Annotated in this window: 8 protein-coding genes; 7 read left to right on the top strand and 1 reads right to left on the bottom strand. The window is 66.4% G+C overall.

What is annotated here, in order from left to right:
* Window positions 1–149: 149 nt before the first annotated feature.
* The 5 genes from fabD to AAW51_RS13605 all read left to right on the top strand — a co-directional run bounded on the left by fabD (window position 150) and on the right by AAW51_RS13605 (window position 21,238).
* Entirely contained in the window at window positions 150–3,128 is a 2,979-nt protein-coding gene (fabD, locus tag AAW51_RS28130) for an ACP S-malonyltransferase (protein WP_053013546.1), read from the top strand.
* Complete coding sequence (locus tag AAW51_RS13620; protein WP_047195049.1) at window positions 3,125–14,101, top strand: non-ribosomal peptide synthetase; 10,977 nt, start codon at window positions 3,125–3,127, stop codon at window positions 14,099–14,101. The genes fabD and AAW51_RS13620 overlap by 4 nt, the downstream gene beginning before the upstream one ends.
* A 12-nt stretch (window positions 14,102–14,113) precedes the next feature.
* On the top strand, window positions 14,114–19,066 hold the full coding sequence (locus AAW51_RS13615) for a beta-ketoacyl synthase N-terminal-like domain-containing protein (RefSeq protein WP_053013545.1): 4,953 nt from the start codon (window positions 14,114–14,116) through the stop codon (window positions 19,064–19,066).
* Between the two features lie 88 nt (window positions 19,067–19,154).
* Window positions 19,155–20,378: a multidrug effflux MFS transporter gene (locus AAW51_RS13610; RefSeq protein WP_047195048.1), complete on the top strand. Its 1,224-nt coding sequence runs from the start codon at window positions 19,155–19,157 to the stop codon at window positions 20,376–20,378.
* A 254-nt stretch (window positions 20,379–20,632) separates the two neighbouring features.
* On the top strand, window positions 20,633–21,238 hold the full coding sequence (locus AAW51_RS13605; protein ID WP_047195047.1) for an ATP-dependent Clp protease proteolytic subunit: 606 nt from the start codon (window positions 20,633–20,635) through the stop codon (window positions 21,236–21,238).
* Between the two features lie 81 nt (window positions 21,239–21,319).
* Here the strand turns inward: AAW51_RS13605 and AAW51_RS13600 are convergent, their stop codons facing one another.
* Window positions 21,320–22,198 (bottom strand): LysR family transcriptional regulator, encoded by an 879-nt coding sequence (locus tag AAW51_RS13600; protein WP_047195046.1) that lies wholly within the window; start codon window positions 22,196–22,198, stop codon window positions 21,320–21,322.
* A gap of 112 nt (window positions 22,199–22,310) precedes the next feature.
* On the opposite strand from AAW51_RS13600, the gene AAW51_RS13595 reads away from it, so the two are divergent.
* Together AAW51_RS13595 and AAW51_RS13590 are read left to right on the top strand one after the other, a co-directional pair.
* On the top strand, window positions 22,311–23,243 hold the full coding sequence (locus AAW51_RS13595; RefSeq protein WP_047195045.1) for an NADP-dependent oxidoreductase: 933 nt from the start codon (window positions 22,311–22,313) through the stop codon (window positions 23,241–23,243).
* A 26-nt stretch (window positions 23,244–23,269) separates the two neighbouring features.
* Window positions 23,270–24,145, top strand: a complete 876-nt coding sequence (locus tag AAW51_RS13590) for an SDR family oxidoreductase (RefSeq protein WP_047195044.1) — start codon at window positions 23,270–23,272, stop codon at window positions 24,143–24,145.
* The last annotated feature ends 26 nt before the right edge of the window (window positions 24,146–24,171 follow it).

Genomic DNA, 24,171 nt, shown 5'->3' with positions numbered 1-24,171 from the left:
CAGCGTGACAAAGACTCGATGGGCCTTCATTCACACCGCCGATGCTCGGCTGGCCTTCTGCAACCCGCAGGCCACGAGCCAGAGCGGTCTTTTCGAGACAGCGTATGCGTGCGTTTGTATTCCCGGGGCAAGGCAGTCAGAAAAGGGGTATGGGGAAGCACCTCTTCGACGAGTTCCCGGAGCTCGTGGAGTGCGCCAGCGACCTTTTGGGCTATTCCATCAAGGAGCTGTGCCTGGAGGATCGCGACGGCCTGCTGGATCAAACCGAGTACTCGCAGCCGGCCCTCTATGTGGTCAACGCGCTGCACTACCTGCACGCGCGCCGCGAGAGCGAGGCCGGCCCGGACCACGTGGCCGGCTTCAGCCTCGGCGAATACAACGCCTTGTTGGCGGCACACGCCTTCGATTTCGCGTCCGGCCTGAAGATCGTGCAGCAGCGTGCGCACTTCATGGGGCAGGCCCGCGGCGGCGCGATGGCAGCGGTGGTCGGCTTGGCCGAAACGGAGCTTCGCAACCAGCTAGCGCGATACTGCGCCCGCGACCTCACGCTCGCCAACCACAACACCCCCCACCAGTTTGTCCTGTCGGGAAGCAAAGCCGAGCTGGAAAGGTTGAAGCCGTTCTTCAGCAAGATGCCCGGCGTCGAGCTGTTCGCCATGCTCAAGACCAGCGGGGCCTTTCATTCGCCCGCCATGAGCGAGGCGCAACAGCAGTTCGAGGGTTTCCTGGAAGGGGTGGCCCTGGCAGAGCTGGCCCTGCCCGTCATCTCCAATGTCACGGCACGGCCCTATGAACGCGACGACGTCAAGAGCTTGATGGCGAAACAGATCACCCACCCCGTCAGGTGGACCGACACCATCGCCTATTTGCTGGATCAGGGGGTCGAGGAGTTTGTCGAAGTCGGCGAAGGAGGCGTGCTGGCCCGCTTGATCGAGAAGATCAAACAAGACCCGGACACACCCCGAACCCGGTCCGGCCCCGGCCTGAATGCCGCGCCCGCCGATCCCGCGGCCGTGTCGCCCGGCACCCCCAGCCCATTGCTGGCCACCATCCAGGCGCGCTGTGCCGCTCGTCCCGACAAAGAGTTGTTGATCTATCACGATGAGGCCGGCACGCAAGCCATCTCGGGCGCTGCCCTCGCCCGCAAGCTGGCGGCGGCGGGCAGCGCCTTGACGGCACATGTGGCCGCGCAGGACCGGGTGGTGCTGCTGTTTCCGCAAGGTTTCCACTATGGGCTCGGCCTGCTCGCGTGTTGGTATGCGAATGCCGTTGCCGTGCCAACGTCCATCACCGACCCCGCCGAACTCGACCAGAAGCGCGAGTTGCTGCAGGCCGTGATGGGCGGCTGTGGCGCCCGGTTCGTGCTGACCAGTACCTTGTTCGAAGAGACGGTCCGCACGCTGGTCGCGCCGTGGGGATGCCAAGTCCTGAACATCGAAGACTTGACGGCGGGAGCCGCGGCCGTTGCGCCACCTCGCCGCTGCCGCCACGACGATCTGGCGCTGCTCCTCTACACCTCGGGCTCCACCGCACAACCCAAGGGTGTCATGCTCAGCCATGAGGCCATCCGGAACAGCGCCACATCGCCCTTGTGGGGGTTGTCCGAGCAAAGTCGCGTCGTGTCCTGGTTGCCCCAGTTCCATGCTTTTGGCATCTGTCTGGGGTTGCTCTCGCCGCTTGCGCACGGCGCGACCAGCATCGTCTTTCCCCCCGCTCAATTCGTCGCCAACCCCGTCCTCTGGTTCGAACTGATCGACCGATACCAGGCCACCCACACCGGCGCTCCCAACTTCGTTTTCGACTACTGCTGCAAATCGATCGACGACGACGCGCTGTCCCGCCTCTCGCTTCGTTCGCTACAGGCCCTGGCGTGTGGCGGTGACGTGATCCACAAGGAGGCTTATGACCGGTTCGTCACACGGTTTGCCACCAGCACCGGTCTGAGCCCTGATGTGCTGGCGCCCAACTACGGTCTCTCCGAGGCCGGACCCGTCACGCTCAAGGCGCCCGGCCAGCCGATCAGCGTCATGACCCTGGACCGCGACGCGCTCCAAGCCGGTCGGGTCAGCAGCGCCGAGGGCGGCAAGGCCATCGTCGGCTGCGGCGAATGTGACCCGAGGACACGGATCGTCATCGTGGACCCGGAAACGCGCCAGCCTTGCCCTGCCGACCGTGTTGGCGAGGTCTGGCTGAAGGGTCCTGTCGTCGCACAGGGGTACTTCAACAACGCGGAGCAGACCGAGGTCACGTTCAACGGGGTGCTGTCGAACACGGGCGAAGGCGGATTCTTGCGCACCGGCGATCTCGGTTTCGTCGCCGACCGACAGCTTTACCTGGTGGGCCGCGAAAAGGATGTGATCGTGGTCCATGGCAAGAAACATCATTCCTCCGACATCGAGACGTCCATTCGAAACGGCGTGCAGGCCTGCCACGGCGCCTGCGCGGTGTTCGCCGTCGAGCAAGAGGGCGGCGAAGGCATGCGGGTGGTGGTCGTGCAAGAGATGCCAAGAGGGCTCGACGCGCGTTTCTATGAACGCACGCACGACGAGATCGTCACCTGCGTCTCGGCGCTCTACCAGATCGAGATCCACGACCTGGTGTTCATTCCGACGGGAACGATGCCGGTCACCGGCAGCCGCAAGGTCCGCCGGAAGGCGTGCAGGCAGAACTACGAAGCCGCCCTTCTCGAGGTCTTGTGGTGCAAGGCGCAAGCGCCGGTGGCCCCCGTCGAAGCGGTGACGTCGCGGGACACGACCGAGCTCGCAAACGTCATCGCGGTGCTCAAACAGCGTGTTCTGCTGCCCGAACTCGGCGCGCGCGCCGCGCAACTGCAGGCCGGCACCACGTTCAGCCAACTCGGGCTGGACTCCATCCGCTACATCCGGCTGGCGCGGAAGATCGAATCGATCTTTCAGGTCCCGTTCAAGCCGGGTCAGTTGTTCAAGCACAGCACCTGTGAAGCGCTGGCCCACCATCTCCTGCAGCAGCAGACAGAACCCACGCGCGACGTTTTGTACCCGCAGTGGCGCGCCTACCGCGATGAGGGTGTGCAACGCTTGCTGGACGACTGCCTGCACGGACGGGCGACCCTCCAGCAAACACTGAAATCGATCAAGGAGGGGGCATGAACCTCGAGCAACTCTGCCGCGCCTATAAAGCAGGCTCGCTCTCGACCGCCGACGTGGTGCGTGAACTGGAACGGGCTTCAGCCGACCGAACCACGGTGCCCTTGTCGGAGGGAGCCAAAGGCCTGTGGACCTTGTACAAGCTCGAGCCGGAGATGCAGGCGTACAACGTGCCGCTCTGTATCGCCTGCGAGCAGGGCATCGACACCGCCCGGCTGCGCCAGGCATTCCTGCATGTCAGACAGCAACACCCGCTGCTGACCGCCTTCGTCACGCAAGAAGACGGCCAGCCGTGTTTCAGCTACACCGATGCCGCCGCCTTCGACATCGAAGAAGTCGAGATACCCGGGGCGACGCACGACGAGGTGTTTCAGTGTCTGAAGCAGCGGTGCGAAACGCCCTTCCGGCTCGAGGACGCGCCGTTGATCAGGTTGTCCGTGCTGCGCAGCCACGGTTCGGCGACCTATGTCCTGATCGTCGCGCACCACATCGTGTTGGACGGTGCCTCGTCCCGGCTGTTGTTGACGCAGCTCTTGCACGCCTACCACGCGCTGGTGCAAGGCACGCCGCTACAGGGAGAGCCGCCGCTCGCAACCTTCGCCGACTACGCCGCATGGGAGCGGGACTGGATCTCCAGCGAGCAGGGGCAGCTCGACCGCCGCTACTGGCTGCAGCGCCTGGCGTCCCCGACGCCGCTGACCGGCATGCCGCTCATCAAACCCTGGACACCCGGCGACGGCCACCGGGGCCAGGTGTTGCGCCGCGAACTGCCGGCCGACCTCGTCGAGGCGATCCGCCACTTTGCAGCTGCGCAGGGCCTTAGCCCAGGGGTCGTCCTGCTGGCGGCCTTCAAGACGCTGCTGTTCCGGTACACCGGCCAGCGTGACCTGATCGTGGGCATGCCCTATCTGGGCCGGCCGCAAGAACGGTTCGACGGTGTCATCGGCCACTTCATCAACATGCTGCCGATCCGCACCCAGCTGGAGGGACAGGACAGCGCCGAAACGTATCTCCATCGTTTGCAGCAGGCAGTGATCGAAGCCATCGATCACGCGTCCTACCCTTACCCCCAACAGGTGCGCGATCAAAACCTGCACGACGCCAACGTCAGTTCGCCTGTTTTTCAAGTCAGCTACAACTATCAGAACTTCTCCGACCCGGGCTGGGTGCAGAGGCTGCAACAAGAGGTCGCGGCAAGTCTTGCCTTCACGCCGGTGGATGAGGTCGTGCAGGCGGGCGAATACGAACTGAGCCTGGACGTGTTGCCGGAAGACGGGCTGGTGCTCCATCTCAAATACCACCCCGAGCTGTATTCGACCGCGACCATTTCCAGCCTGGCCGACCATCTGGTCAACCTGATTCACGCCCTGCTGGCCTCACCGTCGGAGCGGCTCGACAAGCTGCCGCTGCTCGGCGCACACGAACACCAGGCGCTGGTGGACGGTTTCAATCAAACGTCGCACGCCTGGCCGGAGGGTGACCTGCCGTTCCACACGCTGTTTGCCCAACAAGTGCAGGCCCAACCAGACGCGCCCGCCGTCTCCCAGGGCTCGCAGACGCTGAGCTATCGGCAGCTCGATGTGGCCAGCACCCGCATCGCCGTGCTGCTGCGGCGCAAAGGCGTGGCAACGGGTGCGACGGTGGGCCTGTGCGTGGCACGCTCGATCGACATGCTGGTGGGCCTGCTGGGCATCGTGAAGGCCGGCGCAGCTTATGTGCCGCTGGACCCCGACTACCCGCCCGACCGCCTGTCCCACATGATCGACGACAGCGGATGCCGCGTGATCCTCGCTCAGCAGGCCCTGACCTCCCGACTGCCGGAGATCCGCACCCGGCAGATCGACCTTGCCTTCTTCGACGAGGAGATGGTGGTGGAGGATGACGAGCCTGCAGAGGCCCTCGCAGCCACGCCCTCCCCCGCCGCCCTCGCCTATGTGATGTACACCTCGGGCAGCACCGGCAAGCCGAAGGGCGTGATGATCTCGCACCGGGCGCTGACCAACTTCCTGCTGTCGATGCGGCACACGTTCACCTTCGGCCCGCAAGACAGGCTGCTGGCGGTCACGACCTACAGCTTCGATATCGCCGGACTGGAGCTGTACCTCCCGCTGATCAGCGGCGCTCACTGCATCATTTGCGACAGCGACACCACCAAGGACGCGCAGCGTTTGAAGCAGCTCATCGAGCAGGTGAAGCCGACGCTGATGCAGGCCACGCCGCTCACCTGGAGCATGCTGTTCCGCGTGGGATGGCACGCCCCTGCCGGCATGAAGATCCTGTGCGGCGGCGAATCGATGTCCGACAAGCTGAAGGACCTGTTCATGGCCCACCGCTGCGACGTCTGGAACATGTACGGGCCGACCGAAACCACCATCTGGTCGACCTTGCAGCATCTCCGGGCGCACCAGCCGGTGACCGTCGGAAGGCCGATCCACAACACCCGCGTCTACATCCTCGACCGCCATCTGAATCCAGTGCCCATCGGTGTGGCGGGTGAGCTGTTCATCGGTGGCGATGGCGTCGCGAACGGCTACCACAACCGGCCGGAACTGACGGCAGAGAAATTCATCGCCAGCCCGTTCCACCCGCACGAGATCCTCTACAGAAGCGGCGATCTTGCGCGGTGGCGACCGAATGGCGAGGTCGATGTGATCGGGCGCATCGACCACCAGGTGAAGGTGCGCGGCTTCCGGATCGAGCTGGGCGAAATAGAAAAGACGCTCGATGCGCACCGCGACATCGAGAGCAGCGTGGTGCTGGTGAAAGGCGACGACCATGCCGCCAGGCTGTCGGCTTATTACACGCTGAGGCAGGGCGCGGCGCCGCTGGAACTGCGTGCCCTGCAGGAGCACCTGCGGCTGTCTTTGCCCGACTACATGGTTCCCGGCGAATTCACCTGTGTCGCCCGTTTTCCGCACACCCCCAACGGGAAAATCGATCGCTTGCAACTCGCCAGGATGTCGAGCGACCCCACGCCGACGAGGACCACCCGCGGCCCGGTGCTGACGGTCGAACAAAACGTGCGCCGCATCTTCATGGAGGTCCTGAACCTCGACCATGTCGAACGCAGCCACGGCTTCTTCGACCTCGGCGGTGACTCCTACACCGCGATTGCAGCGGTCGAGAAAATCAACCGCCTGTTGGGCTGCGAGATCAGCGTCACCTCACTCTTCAAGCACCCGACGGTCGAGACAATCAGCCGCCTGATTCAAGGCCTGCTACCCGCCGCGCCGGCAGCAGCACCGGCCGCCCAGCAGCCCGACACGCCTGCGCTTGACAAGCCCGCCCAGCCGGCGCTGGACGCGGTGGCACCCGATGCAATCGCCATCGTCGGCGTGTCATGTCAGTTTCCCGACGCGGCCGACCACCGCGCGTTCTGGCAAAACCTGGTCGCGGGCAAAGACAGCGTGCGTGTCGTCCCGCTGGACGAACTGCGGTCGCTCGGGATCTCCGAAGACCTGCTCGCCCATCCCGACTTCGTGCCTCAACAGGCCTCGATCGACAACAAGGCGGGATTCGACCCGGCCTTCTTCAACATCTCGCCGCGCGACGCGGAATTCATGGACCCCCAGGCCCGTTTGCTGTTGATCAACGCCTGGAAAGCGGTGGAGGACGCGGGCTACAACGTCGACGACATTCCGGACACGAGCGTCTTCATGACGGCCGGCAATAACTTCTACCAGGCGCAATGGCAGGAGCTGGTGTCCAACACGACGCAGACCCGCATCATGCAGAGCGCCGACGAGTATGTGGCGTGGATACTCGCCCAGGGCGGCAGCATTCCGACCATGATCTCGAACAAGCTGGGGTTGCGAGGACCCAGCGTCTACCTCAGCAGCAATTGTTCGTCTTCGCTGACGGGTTTGCATCTCGCCTGCCAGGGCCTGCTGGCCAAAGAGGTCGACCAGGCATTGGTCGGCGCGGCCAGCATCTTCCCTGCCCTCAGTCTGGGTTACGTCCACCAGCCCGGCCTCAATTTCTCGAGCAGCGGCCATTGCCGCGCCTTCGACGCGCAGGCCGACGGCATGGTGGGCGGCGAAGGTGTCGCCGTCGTGATGCTCAAGCGGGCCCAGGACGCGCTCCGCGATCGAGACCCCATCTATGCCGTGATCCGGGGTGTGGCGATCAACAACGACGGCGCGGAAAAGGCCGGCTTCTACGCCCCCAGCGTGCAAGGCCAAACAGCGGTCATCCAGAAGGTCCTAGACAAGACCGGTATCGACCCGGCCACCCTCTGCTATGTCGAGGCACACGGCACCGGGACCGCACTCGGCGACCCGATCGAAGTCGCTGCCTTGACCGACGCCTGGCGCCGGTATACGGACCAACGGCAGTTCTGCGGCCTCGGTTCGGTGAAAACCAATATCGGGCACCTCGACACTGCGGCAGGCATGGCCGGTTTGATCAAGCTCGCACTGGGCCTGCGGCACGGCGAGATGCCTCGCACCTTGCACTACCGCAGCCCCAACCCGGCGATCGACTTTGCCCAATCGCCCTTCTATGTCCTCACCGACAACCTGCGGCTCGACGCCGACGCGGCCTTGCCGCCCCGGGTGGCCCTGAGCTCCTTCGGCATCGGCGGGACGAATGCGCACGCGATCCTCGAGCAATGCCGTCCCCCGCAGCGCGCCGCGGCGGCTCCGATCCCGTCCACGAGCCCCGACTTGTTCGTGCTGTCGGCGCAGAACGAGTCGCGACTGAAAGCCTACGCCGAGTCCTTGCTGGCGTTCCTGCCGGACTACCGCCAGCAAGGCGGCGACTGGGCCGGCCTGATCCACACCCTGCAGGTCGGCCGCAAGGCGATGGCCTGCCGTCTCGCGTTCCCGGTGGACAACTTCGAGTCGCTCGAGCAGAAACTCGCTTGTTACGTGCAGGGCGGGCCTCTTCCCGAGGACATCTACACCGGCAACACACGCCAGCACCGGGACGCCGCGGTGGCGATGTTCGATGATCCGGATGAAGTCGAGCTGCTCACGCGCCAGTGGCTGGGCAAGGCGCAATGGCACAAGCTGGGCAGGTTGTGGGTGCAGGGTGTCGATGTGGACTGGCGGGCGCGCGACCCCGGCACCCGTCCTGCGCCACAGCGCGTCAGCCTGCCCGGCTACCCCTTCGCCCAGAAAGCCTACTGGATCGCGCACGCTCCCTCCGACAGCCCTGCAAGACGCCCCACGACGGCGGCGCCCCGAGCGCTCGACAGCGATGTGCTCGTCGACATCGGCGGCGATCTCGCCCGCGAGGCGTCGTCCGACCTCGAGCGCATCGCGGGACGCGACGGAACATCGCGCCTGCTCGAGGCGCATCGGCAACGCACAGGCGCGCTGGATGCGGTCTTGTGCAAGCTGTTGCTGAAACAGTTGATCGAGGCCGGGCTGGTCGACCGGGCGGTCTCGTGGGCCGACGTCGGGCGCGGCGTCGAGCTGAGCGTGGCGCACCGCCGCTGGCTGGATCGCAGTCTCGCGATCCTCACCCAGGCCGGGTATCTGTCGAACGGCCCCGCCTGTCTCGCACCGGGCATGGCCAGCGCCGCCGAAGACGCCTGGCACGCCTGGTCGCAGTGGCAAGCGCGGTTCGGCCAGGCGCCCGAGGTCCGCGGCACGGTGCCGCTGCTCGACGCGATGGTTCATGCGATACCGCAGATCATCACAGGCCGGGTGCCGGCCACCGAAGTGATGTTCCCTGAGTCCTCGCACCACCTGGTCGAGGGGCTCTACAAGCACAACCCGGTCGCCGACTATTTCAATGGCGTCGCCGCCGCGACCGGGCTCGCCTTCCTCCGGCGCTGCCTCGAACGCTCGCCCCAGTCCCGCCTCCGCATCCTCGAGATCGGCGCCGGAACCGGCAGCACCAGCGAACACATGTTCCGGCAGCTGGCAGGGCTCGAAACCTCGGTGGCCGAGTATTGCTATACCGATCTGTCGAAGGCCTTTCTGATCCAGGCCGAGCGTCGCTTCGGCGGTGAGCTGCCCTACCTCCGCTGCAAGGTGTTCGATGTGGAGCAGGCGCCCGGACCGCAGGGCTTCGAGTTGGGCGCCTACGACCTGGTGATCGCGACCAACGTGCTGCATGCGACCCGCCACATGGGACGCACCTTGGCCCATGCCAAGGCCTTGCTGCGCCCGAACGGCCTGATCCTCATCAACGAGATCATCGAAAACGACCTGACGATGCACCTGACCTTCGGCTTGCTCGAAGGTTGGTGGCGATACGAGGACGGCGAGCGACGCTTGCCAGGAGGGCCCGCGATGTCGGCTTCGACCTGGCGTGCGGTGCTGGAGCAGACCGGCTTCCACTCGGCATGTTTCCCTGCGGCCGGCGCAGAAGCGCTGGGCTTGCAGATCATGGCCGCCCAAAGTGACGGCAAACCGGCCGCCGTCCCCGTCGAGGCCGTACAGCGCAAGCCTGCTGCCGCCACCATCTCGCCCGCGGCGCTGGCACGCGCCTCCTCCGCCAGGGGTGCGGTGCCCGCCAGCCCGAACCACGATGACAGGGCGCGCCTCAGCCAGCACGTGGAACGTGTGATCGTCCACCAACTCGCCGCGTCCCTGAAACTCGAACTGGACGAGATCCGCTTCGACGAATCCTTCTCGGACTATGGCCTCGACTCGCTGACCGGCGTCAACCTCGTCAAGCAGTTGAACCTGGCGTTGAAGATCGAGCTCGACGTCACCAGCCTGTTCGACTTCCCCACCGTCGACAGGTTGACTCAGCACGTCGTCGCCACCTACGGCGAGCTTCTTCACGCGTCGCAAGCAGCACCTGCAGCGCCTGTCGCCGCGCCGGCCGAGGCGCCGCGAGAGGTTCCCCAGGCCAGCGCCGGCAAAGAGCCGATCGCGATCATCGGCATGAGTGGCCGGTTTCCGCAGACCGACGACGTCGAGACATTCTGGCGCCACCTGGCCGAGGGGCATGACCTGGTCGAGCCGGTCACACGCTGGGATCTGAGCCGCTACGGCGCCTCCTGCACGGCCGGGGGATTCCTCACCGACATCGCCCATTTCGATCCCCTTTTCTTCAACATCTCCGGGCTCGAAGCCGCCTACATGGAGCCCCAGCAACGCATCTTTCTCGAAGAGGCATGGAAGGCGCTGGAGGACGCCGGCTACGCCGGCGAGAGCATGGACCAGCGGCGCTGCGGCGTTTACGTGGGCTGCACCAATGGCGACTACCTCGACCTGAACAGCCCCGCGCCCTACCCGGCCCAGGCCTTCTGGGGCAACATGAGCTCGATCATCCCGTCGCGCATCTCCTACTACCTCAATCTGCACGGGCCGGCCCTGGCGGTCGACACGGCCTGTTCGAGCTCGCTGGTCGCCCTCCACCTCGCGTGCCAGGGGTTGTGGAACCAAGACACCGAGATGGCGATCGCCGGCGGTGTCTTCGTGCAATGTTCACCGCGGCTCTACATCGCCGGCACACGCGCCGGCATGCTGTCACCGACCGGGCGCTGCCGCTCGTTCGACGACGCCGCCGACGGCTTCGTGCCGGCCGAAGGCGCGGGGGTGCTGGTCCTCAAACGGCTGCGCGACGCGGTGGCCGACGGCGACCACATCCACGGCGTGATCCGCGCCACCGGCATCAACCAGGACGGCACGACCAACGGCATCACCGCGCCCAGCGCGGTGTCGCAGCAGCGGCTGGAACAGCAGGTCTACGACGACTTCGGCCTCGAGTGCGAGAGCCTGCAGATGCTCGAAGCCCACGGCACCGGCACCAAGCTGGGCGACCCGATCGAGTTCCAGGCGCTGACGCGTGCCTTCCGCAGCCGCACCGACCGGCAGGCGTTCTGCGCGCTGGGCTCCAGCAAGGCCAACATCGGCCATGCACAGATGGCCGCCGGGGTGATCGGGGTCATCAAGATCTTGCTGGCGTTGAAGCACCGGCAGATTCCGCCCCTGGTGCACTACCACCGGACCAACACCAACATCGCGCTCGAGGGCAGCCCCTTCTACGTCAACACCGACCTGCGTGATTGGGAAACCCCGGACGGCCAGCCCCGGCGGGCGGCGATCAGCTCCTTCGGCGCCAGCGGCACCAATGCCCACATGGTGATCGAAGAGGCGCCCGCCGTGCCGCGGCCGCCCCACCCCACGCAGCCCCGGCTGCTGGCCCTGTCCGCGCGCACGGCCAGCCAGCTGCGCCAGCAGGCCATGCAACTCGCGGTGTACTGCCAGCAGCATCCCGAGCTCGACCTCGGGGACGTCAGCTACACCTTGCTGCTCGGGCGCCGCCATTTTTCGCATCGGCTCGCCGTCGTCGCCGACACGCCGGCGGCGCTGTGCGCCTGCTTGCAGCGCTGGCTCGACGGTCAGCCCGCCGATGCATCGGCGCTGTTCGTGTCGGTGCCCAAGTCCGGCAAGCCGGTCGCCCGACAAGACCCGTCCACGCGACCGGACGCACGCGACGAGACGCCACGGCAGCAACTCGCCGCATGGGCACGCCTGTTCACCGCCGGCTCGACCGTCGACCCGACAGCGCTGTTTGGCGATCGCAGCTACCGCCGGGTGCCGCTGCCCACCTATCCGTTCGAACGCGAATACCACTGGGCCGACGACAAGTTCCTGGTCAACACCGGCCCTGCGGCCCAGCCGGGCGCCGACGTATCGTCGCTGGCCCTGCGCCCGGTCGGCGACAGCGCCGGCCGGGCCGAGTTCGAGCTGGCCTTGTCAGGCCAGGAGTTCTTTTTGCGAGACCACCAGGTGCAGGGTGACCCGATCCTGCCGGGCGCGGTCTACCTCGAGATGGCACGCTCGGCCTGGCAGCAATCGGCTGGCTCGGCCGCGCAGGCCGGCCTGCGCCTGCGCAACGTCGTCCTGTTGCGCCCCATCGCCGTCGGTGGCGGTCCGGTGTCGGTGCGCGTGGCCCTCACCCGCGGTGCGCCGACCACGTTCGAGGTGTACAGCGACGGCGGCGACCCGAGTGGCCAGCGCGTGACCCACTGCCGTGGCGACATCGCCGCCGCCGCGCCAGCGCCCGCCCCGCTGGACCTGACGCAGCTTCGAGCCGGTGCCGTCGCGCAGGCGATGGACCGCTTCTATGCCGAGTTCGCCGAGATGGGCATCGAGTACGGCCCGGCGTTCCGCGGCGTTCAGGCGGTGTACACCCGTCCTGGCAGTGTGCTGGCGGCCTTGCGCCTTCCCGCGGTCATCGACACCACGCTTGAAGGTTATGCGGTGCACCCCAGCCTGGTCGATGGCGCGATGCAATGCCTGCGATGCCTGTCCGACGCCGACGGCCCGGCCCCGAAGGCCCAGTTGCTGTTCGCGCTGCAGGACGTGCAGGTGCACGCCCCCTGTCCGTCGGCCATGTGGGCCTGGGTCCGCTATGCGGCGCCTGCGTCGTCCAGCCCCACTGCGCCCCGCAAGATCGATGTGGACCTGGCCGACCTGCAAGGGCGCGTGTGCCTCTCGATCCGGGGTGCCGCGACACGGCCGGTGAGCGCTGAACGGGCGGCGGCCGCCGCCACGCCCGCGCTCGCCGCGGAGGCACTGCTGCCCGTGTGGGAGGCGGCTCCCGCACCGCGCACCGAACCCTGGCCGTCGAACCACCACCGCATCGCGGTCGTCGGCGGCACGGCTGCCGCCCGGCAGGCATTGCTGGGACTCTACCCGTCGGCTCGGATCATCGACATCCCGCCGGCCAGCGACCTCGAGGACATCCGGCATCGCCTGCAAGGCGAGGCCCCGCTGGATCACCTGATCTGGGTCGGGCCGACGCCGGTGACCGCGCCGCGGCCTGCCGACGACGTCATCGAAGGCCAGTCGCACGGCACCCTCGCGGTGTTTCGCGTCGTGAAAGCGTTGCTGGCATCGGGATACGGCAACCGCCCGCTGGGCTTGACCGTCATCACGCAGGCCGCCCACGCAGCGCATGCCACCGATCCGTGTGACCCCACCCACGCGGGCATCAGCGGGCTGGTCGGGTCGCTGGCGAAGGAATACCCGAACTGGCGCATCAGGGCAGCCGACCTGCCAGCCATCCACGCCGACGCCTTGCAAGCGTTGCGGACCCTGCCGCCCGACCCCGACGGCAACACCTGGCTGTACCGGCAGCGGCAGTGGTTCAGCCAGCGCCTGTTGCCGTTCGACGCAGCGGCACCGAGGGCCTCCCGGTTCCGGCGCGGCGCCGTCTACGTGATCGCCGGCGGCGCAGGAGGGCTCGGTATGGCCCTCAGCGCTCACCTGATCCGCCGCTACCAGGCCCAGGTCGTCTGGCTCGGCCGCAAGCCGCGCGATGCGGCCATCGACCGCCACATCGAGGCCTTGTCGGCGGACGGCCCGCCGCCTTGCTACCTGCAGGCCGATGCGACCGACGCCGCCTCGTTACGACAGGCCCGCCTCGAGATCCAGCGTCGCTTCGGCGCGGTGCACGGCCTGATCCAGTCCGCGTTGGTGTTCGACGGCGCCAGCCTCGACCGCATGACCGAACGTCAGTTCCTCGACGTGCTGCGGGCCAAGGTCGACGTGGGCACGCGCCTGGTGGAGGCATTCGCGCAAGAGCCGCTGGAGTTGATCTTGTTCATCTCTTCCATCAACTCCTATCTGAAGGCGATGGGACAAAGCAACTATGCCGCGGCCTGTACCTTCAAGGACAGTCTGGCGTTGCACCTCGCGCAGACCCTCCCGTGCGCGGTGAAGGTGATCAACCTCGGGTATTGCTTCAACAACGCCAGTGCCGACCAGAAGCGCAGCACCGCCGACGCGAACAAGACGATGGACTTCATCGACCGCGAAGAGTTGATGGCCGGCATCGAGGCGCTGTGTGGCTCCAGCCTGCCCCAGATGACCTTGATGAAGTTCTCGCCGTCACAGAACACACGGGGCATCCGGGTGGGCCGCGAGCAGGCCGTCGCGCAGGGCAGCGCGCTGGTCTCGCATCTCGATCTGCTGCGCGACCCGGCCTTCGTCGTCGACACGCCACCGCAGGACTTGTCGCGCATCAAGGAAAGAATGCAGGCGCTGAATGCCCTGGCCCTCTGAACACGAGACATCATGAAAAAACTTCTGATCGACATCCTGTGGTGCCACCTGTGTTCGCTGGGCATGTTCGCCCGTACGCATGACACGGTGTCGTCGCTGAGGACACAGGCGGGCGTGTTGCCGATGTACGAGCCCTGGCTGCGCGAAAGCCTGCGCATCTTTGAACAGCAGGGTTACCTGCAGCGCAGTGCGGACGACATCACGCTCACCTCGCCTCCCGTGGCCACGGTGGACCAGCTTTGGCCTCAATGGGAACAAGAGAAGGCGCAATGGCTGGCCAACCAGGACCTCCAGGCGCAAATGGTGCTGCTGGACCAGACGCTGCGCGAGCTGCCGACGGTGCTGCTCGGCAAGAAGCTCGCGACCCAGATCATCTTTCCGGACTCCTCGTTGGCGCTGGTGGAGAACATCTACAAGCACAACCCGATGGCGGACTATTTCAACCAGGCCTTGGCCACGCGGGTCGCCGTCTATGTCGAGCAGCGCGCGAGACAGACCCCAGCCACGCCCGTGCGTATCGTCGAGATCGGCGCCGGCACCGGCGCCACCACCGCCGTCGTGCTCGCCAAACTGGCGCAGCTCCACCCTGCCATTCAGGAGTACTGCTACACCGACTTGTCGAAAGCCTTCCTCAGCCATGCCGAGCGGTCTTACGGGCCTGCCAACCCGTTCCTCACCTACCGCCTCCTGAACATCGAGACACCGCTGCCGGCCCAAGGCTTCGAGGTGGGCGGCTTCGACCTGGTGGTCGCCGCCAACGTCCTGCACGCCACCCGCAACATCCGCCACACCTTGCGCCAGGCCAAAGGTTTGCTGAAGCCCAACGGCTTGATCTTTCTGAATGAACTCACGACCCACAGCCTGTTCAACCACCTGACGTTCGGCTTGCTGGAGGGCTGGTGGCTGTACGAGGACGCCGAGCTGCGCATCCCCGGCAGCCCCGGCTTGCTGCCGCAAACCTGGCAGCACGTGCTCGAAGCGGAGGGTTTCCGCGGCGTGAGCTTTCCCTGCCCCGACGCGATGGACCTCGGCCAGCAGATCATCCTGGCCGAAAGCGACGGTGTCGTCCGCTCTGCCGCCAGCCCCGCTGCCGCGCCGGCGCCTGCGGCGTCACCCGCCGCCGCCACGCCCCCGGCGGATGCAAACGGCCGGCAGGTCGAGACATTGCTGCTGGAGCAACTGGCGACGGCCTTGCGCATCGACAAACACCGTTTGCGCAGCGACGAGCCCTTCTCGAGCTACGGTCTGGATTCGATCATCGCGGTGAACCTCACCCGCTCCATCAACCAGGCCCTGGGCGTCGACCTCGAGATCACCGTCATGTTCGAGCACAACACGGTCGACGCACTGCTCGAACACATCCTGCGGCAGCATCCGGCGCTGGCGGCGCCCCGTGCCGCTGCAGAGGCACCGAGGTCGAGCGCTGCCGCCGCCCTGCCCTCGGCAGCCGTTTCGCTCCACAAGACCCTGGTCCGGGTCCTGGCCGACGCGCTGCGCATCGACGCCGCCCGCATCGACCCGGAGGAGCCGTTCTCCAGCTACGGCCTCGATTCCATCATCGCCGTCAACGTCACGCGGCTGATCAACCAGACGCTGGACATCGACCTCGACATCACCGTGATGTTCGAGCACGGCTCTCTGAAACAGCTCTGCGACTTCATCACCTTGCAGCATCCCCGGCTCGCCGAGACACGGCCGTCGCCCGAGGTGCCGCTGCACGCGCTGCCCGAGACGCAGGCCGCCCCGTCACCTGCCACGACCCCAGCGCGCACGAGCGCGCCGCAGCCGACGGTCGCCGAGGAGGCGCCGCGAGCCGCCGCCGTGCGCGCAGACAATGCCGCCGACGAGAACGCCTTTGCCATCATCGGCATCCATGCCCAATTCCCCGGGGCACAGGACCTGAAGACGTTCTGGCAGGTCATCGCCGAAGGGCGCAACTGCATCGGCGCCCCGCCCCTCCACCGCCAGGACTGGAAGCGGCATGCGAACGCGGGAGCCTCGGGCGTCGCCGGCAAGTGGGGCGGTTTTCTCAACGGCGTGCATGAGTTCGACCCGCTGTTCTTCGGCATCGCGCCCTCGGAGGCCGAGCAGATGAGCCCCGAGCAGCGGCTGCTGCTGATGTCCGTCTGGAATGCCGTGGAAGACGCCGGCTACACGCCGAAGACGCTCGCGGCGGCGCCCACCGGCGTGTTCATCGCCACCAGCCCCAGCGAGTACCAGCCACCGCCCGCCCCCGCAGGCGAGGACCGGCCGCCCTTGCTGGCCGCGCCGTCCTTGTCGATGATTCCCAACCGCATTTCCTACCTCCTGAACCTGCAAGGGCCCAGCGAGTTCTGCGAGACCACCTGCTCGTCGTCGCTGGTCGCCCTGCACCGCGCCGTGCAATCGATCCGGCTCGGCGAGTGTGAGCAGGCCATCGTCGGCGGCGTCAACTTGGTCCTGTCGCCGGCCGGTTATGCCGGCATGGAAGCGGTCAACATGCTCAGCCCCGACGGGCGGGTCCAGCCCTTCCAGCCGGGTGCCGCGGGCACCGTCCGCAGCGAAGGGGTCGCCTCGGTGCTGCTCAAACCCTTGCGCCGGGCGCTCGCCGACCACGACTTCGTCTATGCCGTCGTCAAGGGCACGGCCGTCGCGCACGGCGGAAGAGGCGTGTCGCTCACGGCACCCAACATCCTCGGCATGAAGACGGCGATGCAGCAGGCCTACCGCCGCGCGGGCATCGATCCCCGCACGGTGTCTTATATCGAGGCCCACGGCATGGCCTCGGTGCTGGCCGACAGCGCCGAGATCGGGGCGTTCAAGGCGGCCCTGCAGACCCTGGCGTCGGAAGCGCCGCGGCCGCTGGCCGGCGGCGGTGATGCCCCCGCCTACATCGGCACGCTCAAACCTTGCATCGGCCACGCCGAGGTCGTGTCGGGCATGGCCGCGCTGATCAAGGTGGTGTTGGCGATGCGCCATCAAACCATCCCCGCGATCGCCGGCTTCACCCAGCTCCACGAGGCCATCTCGGTGGCCGACAGCCGGCTCAAGATGGCGGTTGAGAACCTGCCGTGGGATCGGCTGACGGACCCGCGCGGCCAGGCCTTGCCGCGCCGTGCCAGCATCAACAGCTACGGCATCGGAGGTGTCAACGCACATGCCGTGCTGGAGGAATACCTGCCGGTCGGCCCGCAGTTGCAGCAGCAGCACGAGGCCGAGGTGTCGGCGCAGATCATCGTGCTGTCGGCCAAGGACTTGCCCAGCCTGCTGAGCCGGGCCGAACACCTGCTCGCCTACCTCGACGGTGAGCCCGATCTGGCGCTGGCCGACGTGGCGCACACCCTGCAGGTCGGGCGCGAGCCGATGGCGTGCCGTTGGGCGACGGTGGTCCCGACTCGGCAGGCGCTCGAAGCGGCCCTGCGCGAATTCATCCGATCGTCGTCGGTCGGTGCGGGCGAACCGCGGGAAGCGCCGCGGTATTTCGTCGGAACGACGGCGCAAGCCAGCCCCGAGGTGGCCGAGATTTTCTCGGGCAAGATCGGCGACGCGGTAACGGCTGCGTTCCTCGCCGAACAGCGCCTGGAGGACATCGCGCACTACTGGGTCAAGGGCGCCACCATCAACTGGGCCTTGGTCAGCCAGGGACGGCGCGTGCGCAAGCTCCCCCTTCCCGGCTACCCGTTCAAGCCGGTGTCGATTGGGCGCGACCAGGAGTTGCCCGCTGCCAATGCCCGGCCCGACGAGGTGGAACACACCCTGGCCGGGCCGGCCACGGGGCAACAGGACGATCCCCACGCCGAGGACGGCCCGGCCGCCGTTCTGGGCATCCTGGCGTCGGTGCTGGGCCTGACGGCGCAGGAATGGGACCATGACCGCCCGCTGTCGGACTACGGCCTCAATTCGCTGTTGCTGATCCGGGTGCTGCACCAGATCCGCAGCCGCTATCCGGCCTTCCAGGCAGCGTGGGTCCAGGCCCACCACACCGCCCGCGACGTGCTCGCCCGCCTGGCCGATCTCGAAGCGCCGCATCTCGCAGGCGGCAATGTGGTCCGGCTCGGCCAGACCTACCCGGAACTGATCCAGCTGAATGCGAGGACGCAGGGCCAGCCGGTGTTCTGGGTCCACGGGGCGCTGGGCAGCGTCGAAACCTACCAGGCCATCGCGGACCGCAGCGAACGTCCCTTCTATGCGCTCCAGGCCCGCGGCTTCATGACCTCGCATGAGCCGCTCAAAGGCGTGGAGGCCATGGCCGCCTATTACATCGACGCGATGCGCTCGGTTCAGCCACAGGGCCCTTACGACATCGGCGGATTCTGTCTGGGCGGCATCGTCGGCTACGAGATGACACGGCAACTGCAGTTGCAACAGCAGGGGGTCAATTCCCTGGTGATGGTTGATTCGCCCGACAACACGGCCTTCAAGCAGTCGGCCGGGACGGCGAACATCCCGACCAAAAACGCCGCCTTGCAGGTCATCAACATGCTGCTGTGGCCGCCCGGCGTCTCCGATCTGAACCAGATCATGAACAGGATGATTCACCAGGACGAGGTCGACCCTAAGCTGGAGGACGAAAACTTTATCGACCGCCTCGCCGAACTTGCAAGGCAAAGGGGGCTGGCGATGAGCCCGGACCGGATCAAGGCCTTCATCCGGCAGAACATCGCGGTGCAGGTCGCCTACCAGTTCAACGAGTTCGTGATCCGGCCGCTGCCGCAGCCCGACGCCGCGCAGTGCCACTATTTCCGCAACCGGCAGGGCTTGTTCTACGGCGCCATGAGCCCGTATTTCACGACGGCCCACGATACCTTCTCTCTCGACCACATCAACTATTGGCAGGATTGGGAACGCGAACTGAAAAGCTTCAACATGGTGGACATCGAAGCCGCGAACCACATGACCATCTTGTTCGAGGATCACTCGCTGAACACCATCGCCGGCGCCTGCCAGAACCTGTATTCGATCGACAAACTCCAGTCCTACGCCTGATGACCGTGGCGTTTTTCATCCACCGTGCCGGGAAGAAAACACCGCCTCTTCCCGTTCATCTTTCCTAGCCTTAGAAAGTTGCTGGCTCATGAACACAAGTAGCGGCTCCTCCGCCAAGACCATGTCGTCAGCCGAATTCGTGGCGCTGCTCGCCTTGCTGATGTCCATCGTCGCGCTGTCCATCGATGCCTTGCTGCCGGCGCTTGGGCTGCTGCACGTCGATCTCAAACTCACCACCCAGAACCAGGCCCAATACATCATCAGCTCCTTGTTTCTCGGCATGGCCTTCGGGCAGCTGATCTTCGGGCCCCTGTCGGACGCCTTTGGCCGCAAGCGCACCCTCTACCTCGGCTTTTTCTTTTTCTTTGCCGGCAGCGCGCTGTGCTTGTTTTCCGAGACGCTGACCCAGATGCTGGTCGGCCGGGTGATACAGGGCTTCGGCGTGGCCGGGCCTTACGTCTGCGCGGTCTCGATCGTCCGGGACAAGTACAGCGGCCGGCAAATGGCCAAGGTGATGTCGCTGATCATGATCATCTTTTTCATGGTGCCCGCGATCGCCCCCAGCCTCGGGCAGCTGGTCGTCAACGTGTCCGGCTGGCGGCAGATTTTCACGCTCTACATGGTCTACGCCCTGCTGCTGACGGCGTGGCTGTTCTTGCGCCTCGAAGAGACCCTGGCGCCCGAAAAGCGCGTCCCGTTCACCCCGGCCGACTTTGCCCGGGGATTCAAAGAGGTGCTGCACAACCGCACCACCCTCTATTGCACTTTTTGCATCGGCTTGTTCTTCGGCGGGTTCATCGGTTACCTGAACTCCTCGCAACAGATATTCCAAGTCCAGTTTGGAACAGGCAAGATGTTTGCGGTCTATTTCGGCATGCTTGCCTTGATCCTGGGGAGCGCGTCGCTGATCAATTCCAGGGTGGTCGAGAAGTTCGGCATGCACCACATCTGCAGCCGCGCCACGCTGGCGATCGTCGTGGCCTCCGCCGTGTTTCTCGGCGTGCATGCCGTGATGGCGATTCCGTTGTGGATATTCTTGATCTACGCCAGCGTGCTGTTCTTCTGCTTCGGGTTCATGTTCGGGAATCTCAACGCCATGGCGATGGAACCGATGGGCCATTTGGCCGGCATCGCCGCGGCCATCATCGGCATGGTGTCGTCGATGATGTCGATATCGATCGGCACGTTCATCGGTCAGTTGTACGACAACACGCTGGTGCCGCTGGCGTCCGGCTTCTTGCTGCTCGGCCTGCTTTCCTTGTACTTGATGGGCTCGGTGCCCAAGCGGACGCCGGTCGCCGGGCTCGCCTGAGCACACCTCCAGCCTGCGTGCCGGCCCTGCCGTCCTTGCGCGATCACACGGGCTCGCGCCGGACGGTGGCCTGTGCCCTGGCGGCTTGCGAACGCAACGCCCTCGAAGCTGGACAGGGTGGCTCGCTGGAGCATAATCGCTGCGCACGGCCAAGACGACTCCGGCCAGGGCCTCGCGCCCGGGCCGCAATCATCAGAGCGTTCAGGTGACACGCCCGTCTGCTTTGGATTCAAATTCCTAGATTTGGAGCTTTCATGTACAACAACGACGACGAGAAAGAAAATACCGAACCGCCAGGTGCGATCAGCGCCAAGCTGATGGAATATGCGATCAACGCTCGCAAGGTTTTCATCACCGGTAACGTCGATCAGAAGATGGCCAAAGAAGTTGTTCAGCAGCTTCACATATTGGCGTCGATCAACGAAGACCCGATTTATGTGTTCATCAGTTCGCCGGGCGGCCACGTCGAATCCGGCGACATGATTTTCGACGCGATCCGCTTCATCAGCCCGCGCGTCATCATGATCGGCTCCGGTTGGGTCGCCAGCGCCGGCGCGTTGATCTATGCCGCGGTGCCGAAGGAAGACCGCTACACGCTGCCCAACACGCGCTTCCTGCTGCACGAACCGTCCGGCGGCGTGCAGGGGCCGGCGGCCAGCGTCGAGATCTACATGAAGGAAGTCATCCGCATGCGACAGCGGCTGAACAAGATCTTCGCCGAGGCCACCGGGCAGAGCGCCGAAAAGATCGCGGCCGACACCCAACGCGACTTCTGGCTGAGTGCCGAAGAGGCGGTCGAGTACGGCCTGGTCAACAAGATCATCGTGTCGGAAAAAGAGATCAAGCTGCCGAAAAAATAAGCGGCGGCAGATCGAAGCACGAGCCCCTGCGGACACCCGTCCGGCAGGGGCTTTTTTCATTGCACAACCGCTCGGCGCGGCTCATCCGGCCAGCACCAGCGGGCCGTCGGCATACCGTGCACAAATGAACTCGACGAAGGCGCTGACCTTGGGGCTCGCCAGCCGGCGAGACGTGTGCAGCACCCACAGCTCGACCTCCTTGCCGTCGACCCGCCCCCACTGAACCAGCTCACCTCGCGCCAGCTGGTGCCAGATGATCGACTGCGGCAACAAGGCGACGCCGGCCCCGGCGATCACGGCGTCCCGGAGCATCAGCAGGGACGACAGCCTCAGGACCGGGACCGGTTCGATCGTGAGGCGGCCGCCGTCGATGACCCAGGTCTCGCCCTGGCGGTGGTTCATCACCGCCGCCGGAACGGGCACGGTCCCGCCGTCGGATGTCGGCATGGGAATCGACGGCGCGGCCGCTGCGACCAACCGGTCTTGCGCGAAACACCGCCCGACGAGCGCGGTGTCGGCATGCGGGTTCGGGCGTATCGCAAGGTCGAAGCGCTCTTCCACGAGGTCGACGACACGGTCCTCCGCCACGACCTCCACCTCCACCTCGGGATAGCGAGCCCGAAACTCCGCGCACAGCCGCCCCAGCGCGAGTTGCGAGAACAGCAGCGGCGCCGCCACGCGCAGACGGCCGCGCGGCCGGGCCGCCCCTTCGCGCGCCGCCGCGACCGCATCGGCCACCTCGTGCATCGGCCCCTCGGTCCGGCTCAGCAGCGATTGCCCGGCCTCGGTCAGCTCAAGGCCCCGCACGCCGCGCTCGATCAGGCGCACCCCGAGTTGCTCTTCAAGCTCGGCGATCCGTCTCGACAGCGTGGCCTTGGAGCGGTGGCTGGCACGACTGGCGCGGCCGAAGCCGCCGTGGGTCGCCACCAGGTGGAAGTCCGCGAGCGCGTTGAGGTCCATACGCCGAAGTGTTCCAAATCTGGGACGCATCGTCCAGTTCTTGGCGTCTGTGTTTATCAATCGCAACGACTTATCGTTCCTTCCATCGCCACTCCCCTTGAAGGAACAAGACATGAAGACGGTACGCGCTGTGATGATCGAAGGCTACGGCGGCGTCGACGCCGCGCGGGTTGCCACCGTGCCGCCCCCCGTCGCGGGCCCCGGCCAGGTGCTGGTGCACGTCCAGGCGGCGGGTCTGAACGGGCTCGACTGGAAGGTCCGCGAAGGCTACGTGCGCGACGCCTATCCGCTCGCCTTGCCGGCCGTGTTGGGGATCGAACTCGCCGGCACGGTCGCGGCGCTCGGCCCGGGCGCCTCTCGCTTCCAGGTCGGTGACCGCGTGTTCGGGCCGCTGGGTGGACTGGGCGCCTATGCCGACGTAGTGGCGGTGCCCGAAGCGCACCTCAGCCCGACGCCTGCCGCACTCGCCGATGTGGCGGCCGCGGCCATCCCGGTCGCGGCCCTGGCAGCCTGGCAGAGCTTGACCCTCGCCGGACCGGTGCGCGCCGGGCAGCGCATCCTCATCCACGGTGCCGCCGGTGGCCTGGGCGGTTATGCCGTGCAATTCGCCAAGCGGGCCGGGGCAACCGTGATTGCCACCGCCGCCGGCCGGCATGCGGCCTACGTCCGCGACCTCGGCGCCGATCACGTGATCAACTACGAAACACAGCGCTTCGAGGAACAAACGACCGCCGTCGACCTGATCCTCGACTACGTCGGCGGCGAGGTGCTGGACCGCTCCTGGCCAGTCTTGTCAGCGACCGGCGTCATCGTCGCCACGTCGTCGCCCGACATCCTCCGCCGCACGCCCCCGGGCCGCCGCGGCCTGTGGTTCACGATGAAACCTGATGCCGCGCTGCTGGAGCGCCTGGCGCACGACGTCGCGCAAGGCCGGCTGCAAGCCCGCGTGGCCGAGGTCGTGCCCTTTACCGACCTGCCCGCCGCCATCGAGCGCCACCGCACCGCGCCACACCGCGGCAAGGTCGTCGCCGACTTCTCCCTCTGAACACCCACCCCCCTCAGGAGATCCACATGAGCATCCTCGTCACCGGTGCCACCGGCACCGTCGGTTCCCTCGTCGTGCAACGCCTCGCCCAACAGGGCGCGGAGGTCAAAGCGCTGGTGCGCACGCCGGCCAAGGCGGCGTTGCCGGCCGGCGTCACGGCCGTCCCCGGCGACCTCACCGACGTCGCGTCGTTGCGTCGCGCCCTGACCTCGGTCCGCACCCTGTTCCTGCTCAACGCGGTGGTGCCCGACGAACTCACACAGGCGCTGGTCATGCTCAACCTGGCGCGCGACGCCGGCGTCCAGGGCATCGTCTACCTCTCGGTGATCCATGCCGACCTCTACAGCAACGTCCCTCACTTCACCGGCAAGCACAGCGTGGAACGCATGATCGAGCGCTTCGAGCTGCCGGCCACCGTGTTGCGGCCTGCCTACTTCATGCAGAACGACCTGCAGGCGCGGGGCGCCATCGAAGGCCACGGTGTGTACCCGATGCCCCTGGGCTCGGCCGGTGTCGCGATGATCGACGTGCGCGACATCGCCGACATCGCCGCCTCCGAACTGCTGCGCCGGCACTGGGCCGCCGACCCGCTGCCCCGGCTGACACTGGACCTGGCCGGGCCGGATGCGCTGACCGCCGCCAGCGTGGCCGCGCTCTGGAGCGAGGCGCTGCAGCGCGAGGTCCGCCCCGCTGGCGACGACCTCGAGTCCTTCGAGCAGCAATGGGCCCACTTCGCGCCGGGATGGATGGCCTATGACATGCGGCTGATGATGGCGGCCATCCAACAGCACGGCATGAAGCCCGCCGAAGGCTCGGTGCAGCGCCTGGAAACCTTGTTGGGACGGCCGCTGCGCCGCTACCGGGACATGGTGCGGGAGTCCGGCCAGCTGAAGCTGGGCTGACGCGTCCCTGGCACGGCGCCGGAAGG

This window comes from Caldimonas brevitalea (assembly GCF_001017435.1).
GTDB classification, from domain to species: domain Bacteria; phylum Pseudomonadota; class Gammaproteobacteria; order Burkholderiales; family Burkholderiaceae_C; genus Caldimonas; species Caldimonas brevitalea.
Note: the sequence above shows the minus strand (reverse complement) of the source record. Positions and strands in the feature narration are given on the sequence as shown.

Bases quoted from the DNA above. Each gene is read 5' to 3' on its own strand.
- AAW51_RS13615 (WP_053013545.1), top strand. From the start codon at position 14,114: ATGAAAAAACTTCTGATCGACATCCTGTGGTGCCACCTGTGTTCGCTG.
- AAW51_RS13610 (WP_047195048.1), top strand. From the start codon at position 19,155: ATGAACACAAGTAGCGGCTCCTCCGCCAAGACCATGTCGTCAGCCGAA.
- AAW51_RS13595 (WP_047195045.1), top strand. From the start codon at position 22,311: ATGAAGACGGTACGCGCTGTGATGATCGAAGGCTACGGCGGCGTCGAC.
- AAW51_RS13600 (WP_047195046.1), bottom strand. From the start codon at position 22,198: ATGGACCTCAACGCGCTCGCGGACTTCCACCTGGTGGCGACCCACGGC.
- AAW51_RS13590 (WP_047195044.1), top strand. From the start codon at position 23,270: ATGAGCATCCTCGTCACCGGTGCCACCGGCACCGTCGGTTCCCTCGTC.
- fabD (WP_053013546.1), top strand. From the start codon at position 150: ATGGGGAAGCACCTCTTCGACGAGTTCCCGGAGCTCGTGGAGTGCGCC.
- AAW51_RS13605 (WP_047195047.1), top strand. From the start codon at position 20,633: ATGTACAACAACGACGACGAGAAAGAAAATACCGAACCGCCAGGTGCG.
- AAW51_RS13620 (WP_047195049.1), top strand. From the start codon at position 3,125: ATGAACCTCGAGCAACTCTGCCGCGCCTATAAAGCAGGCTCGCTCTCG.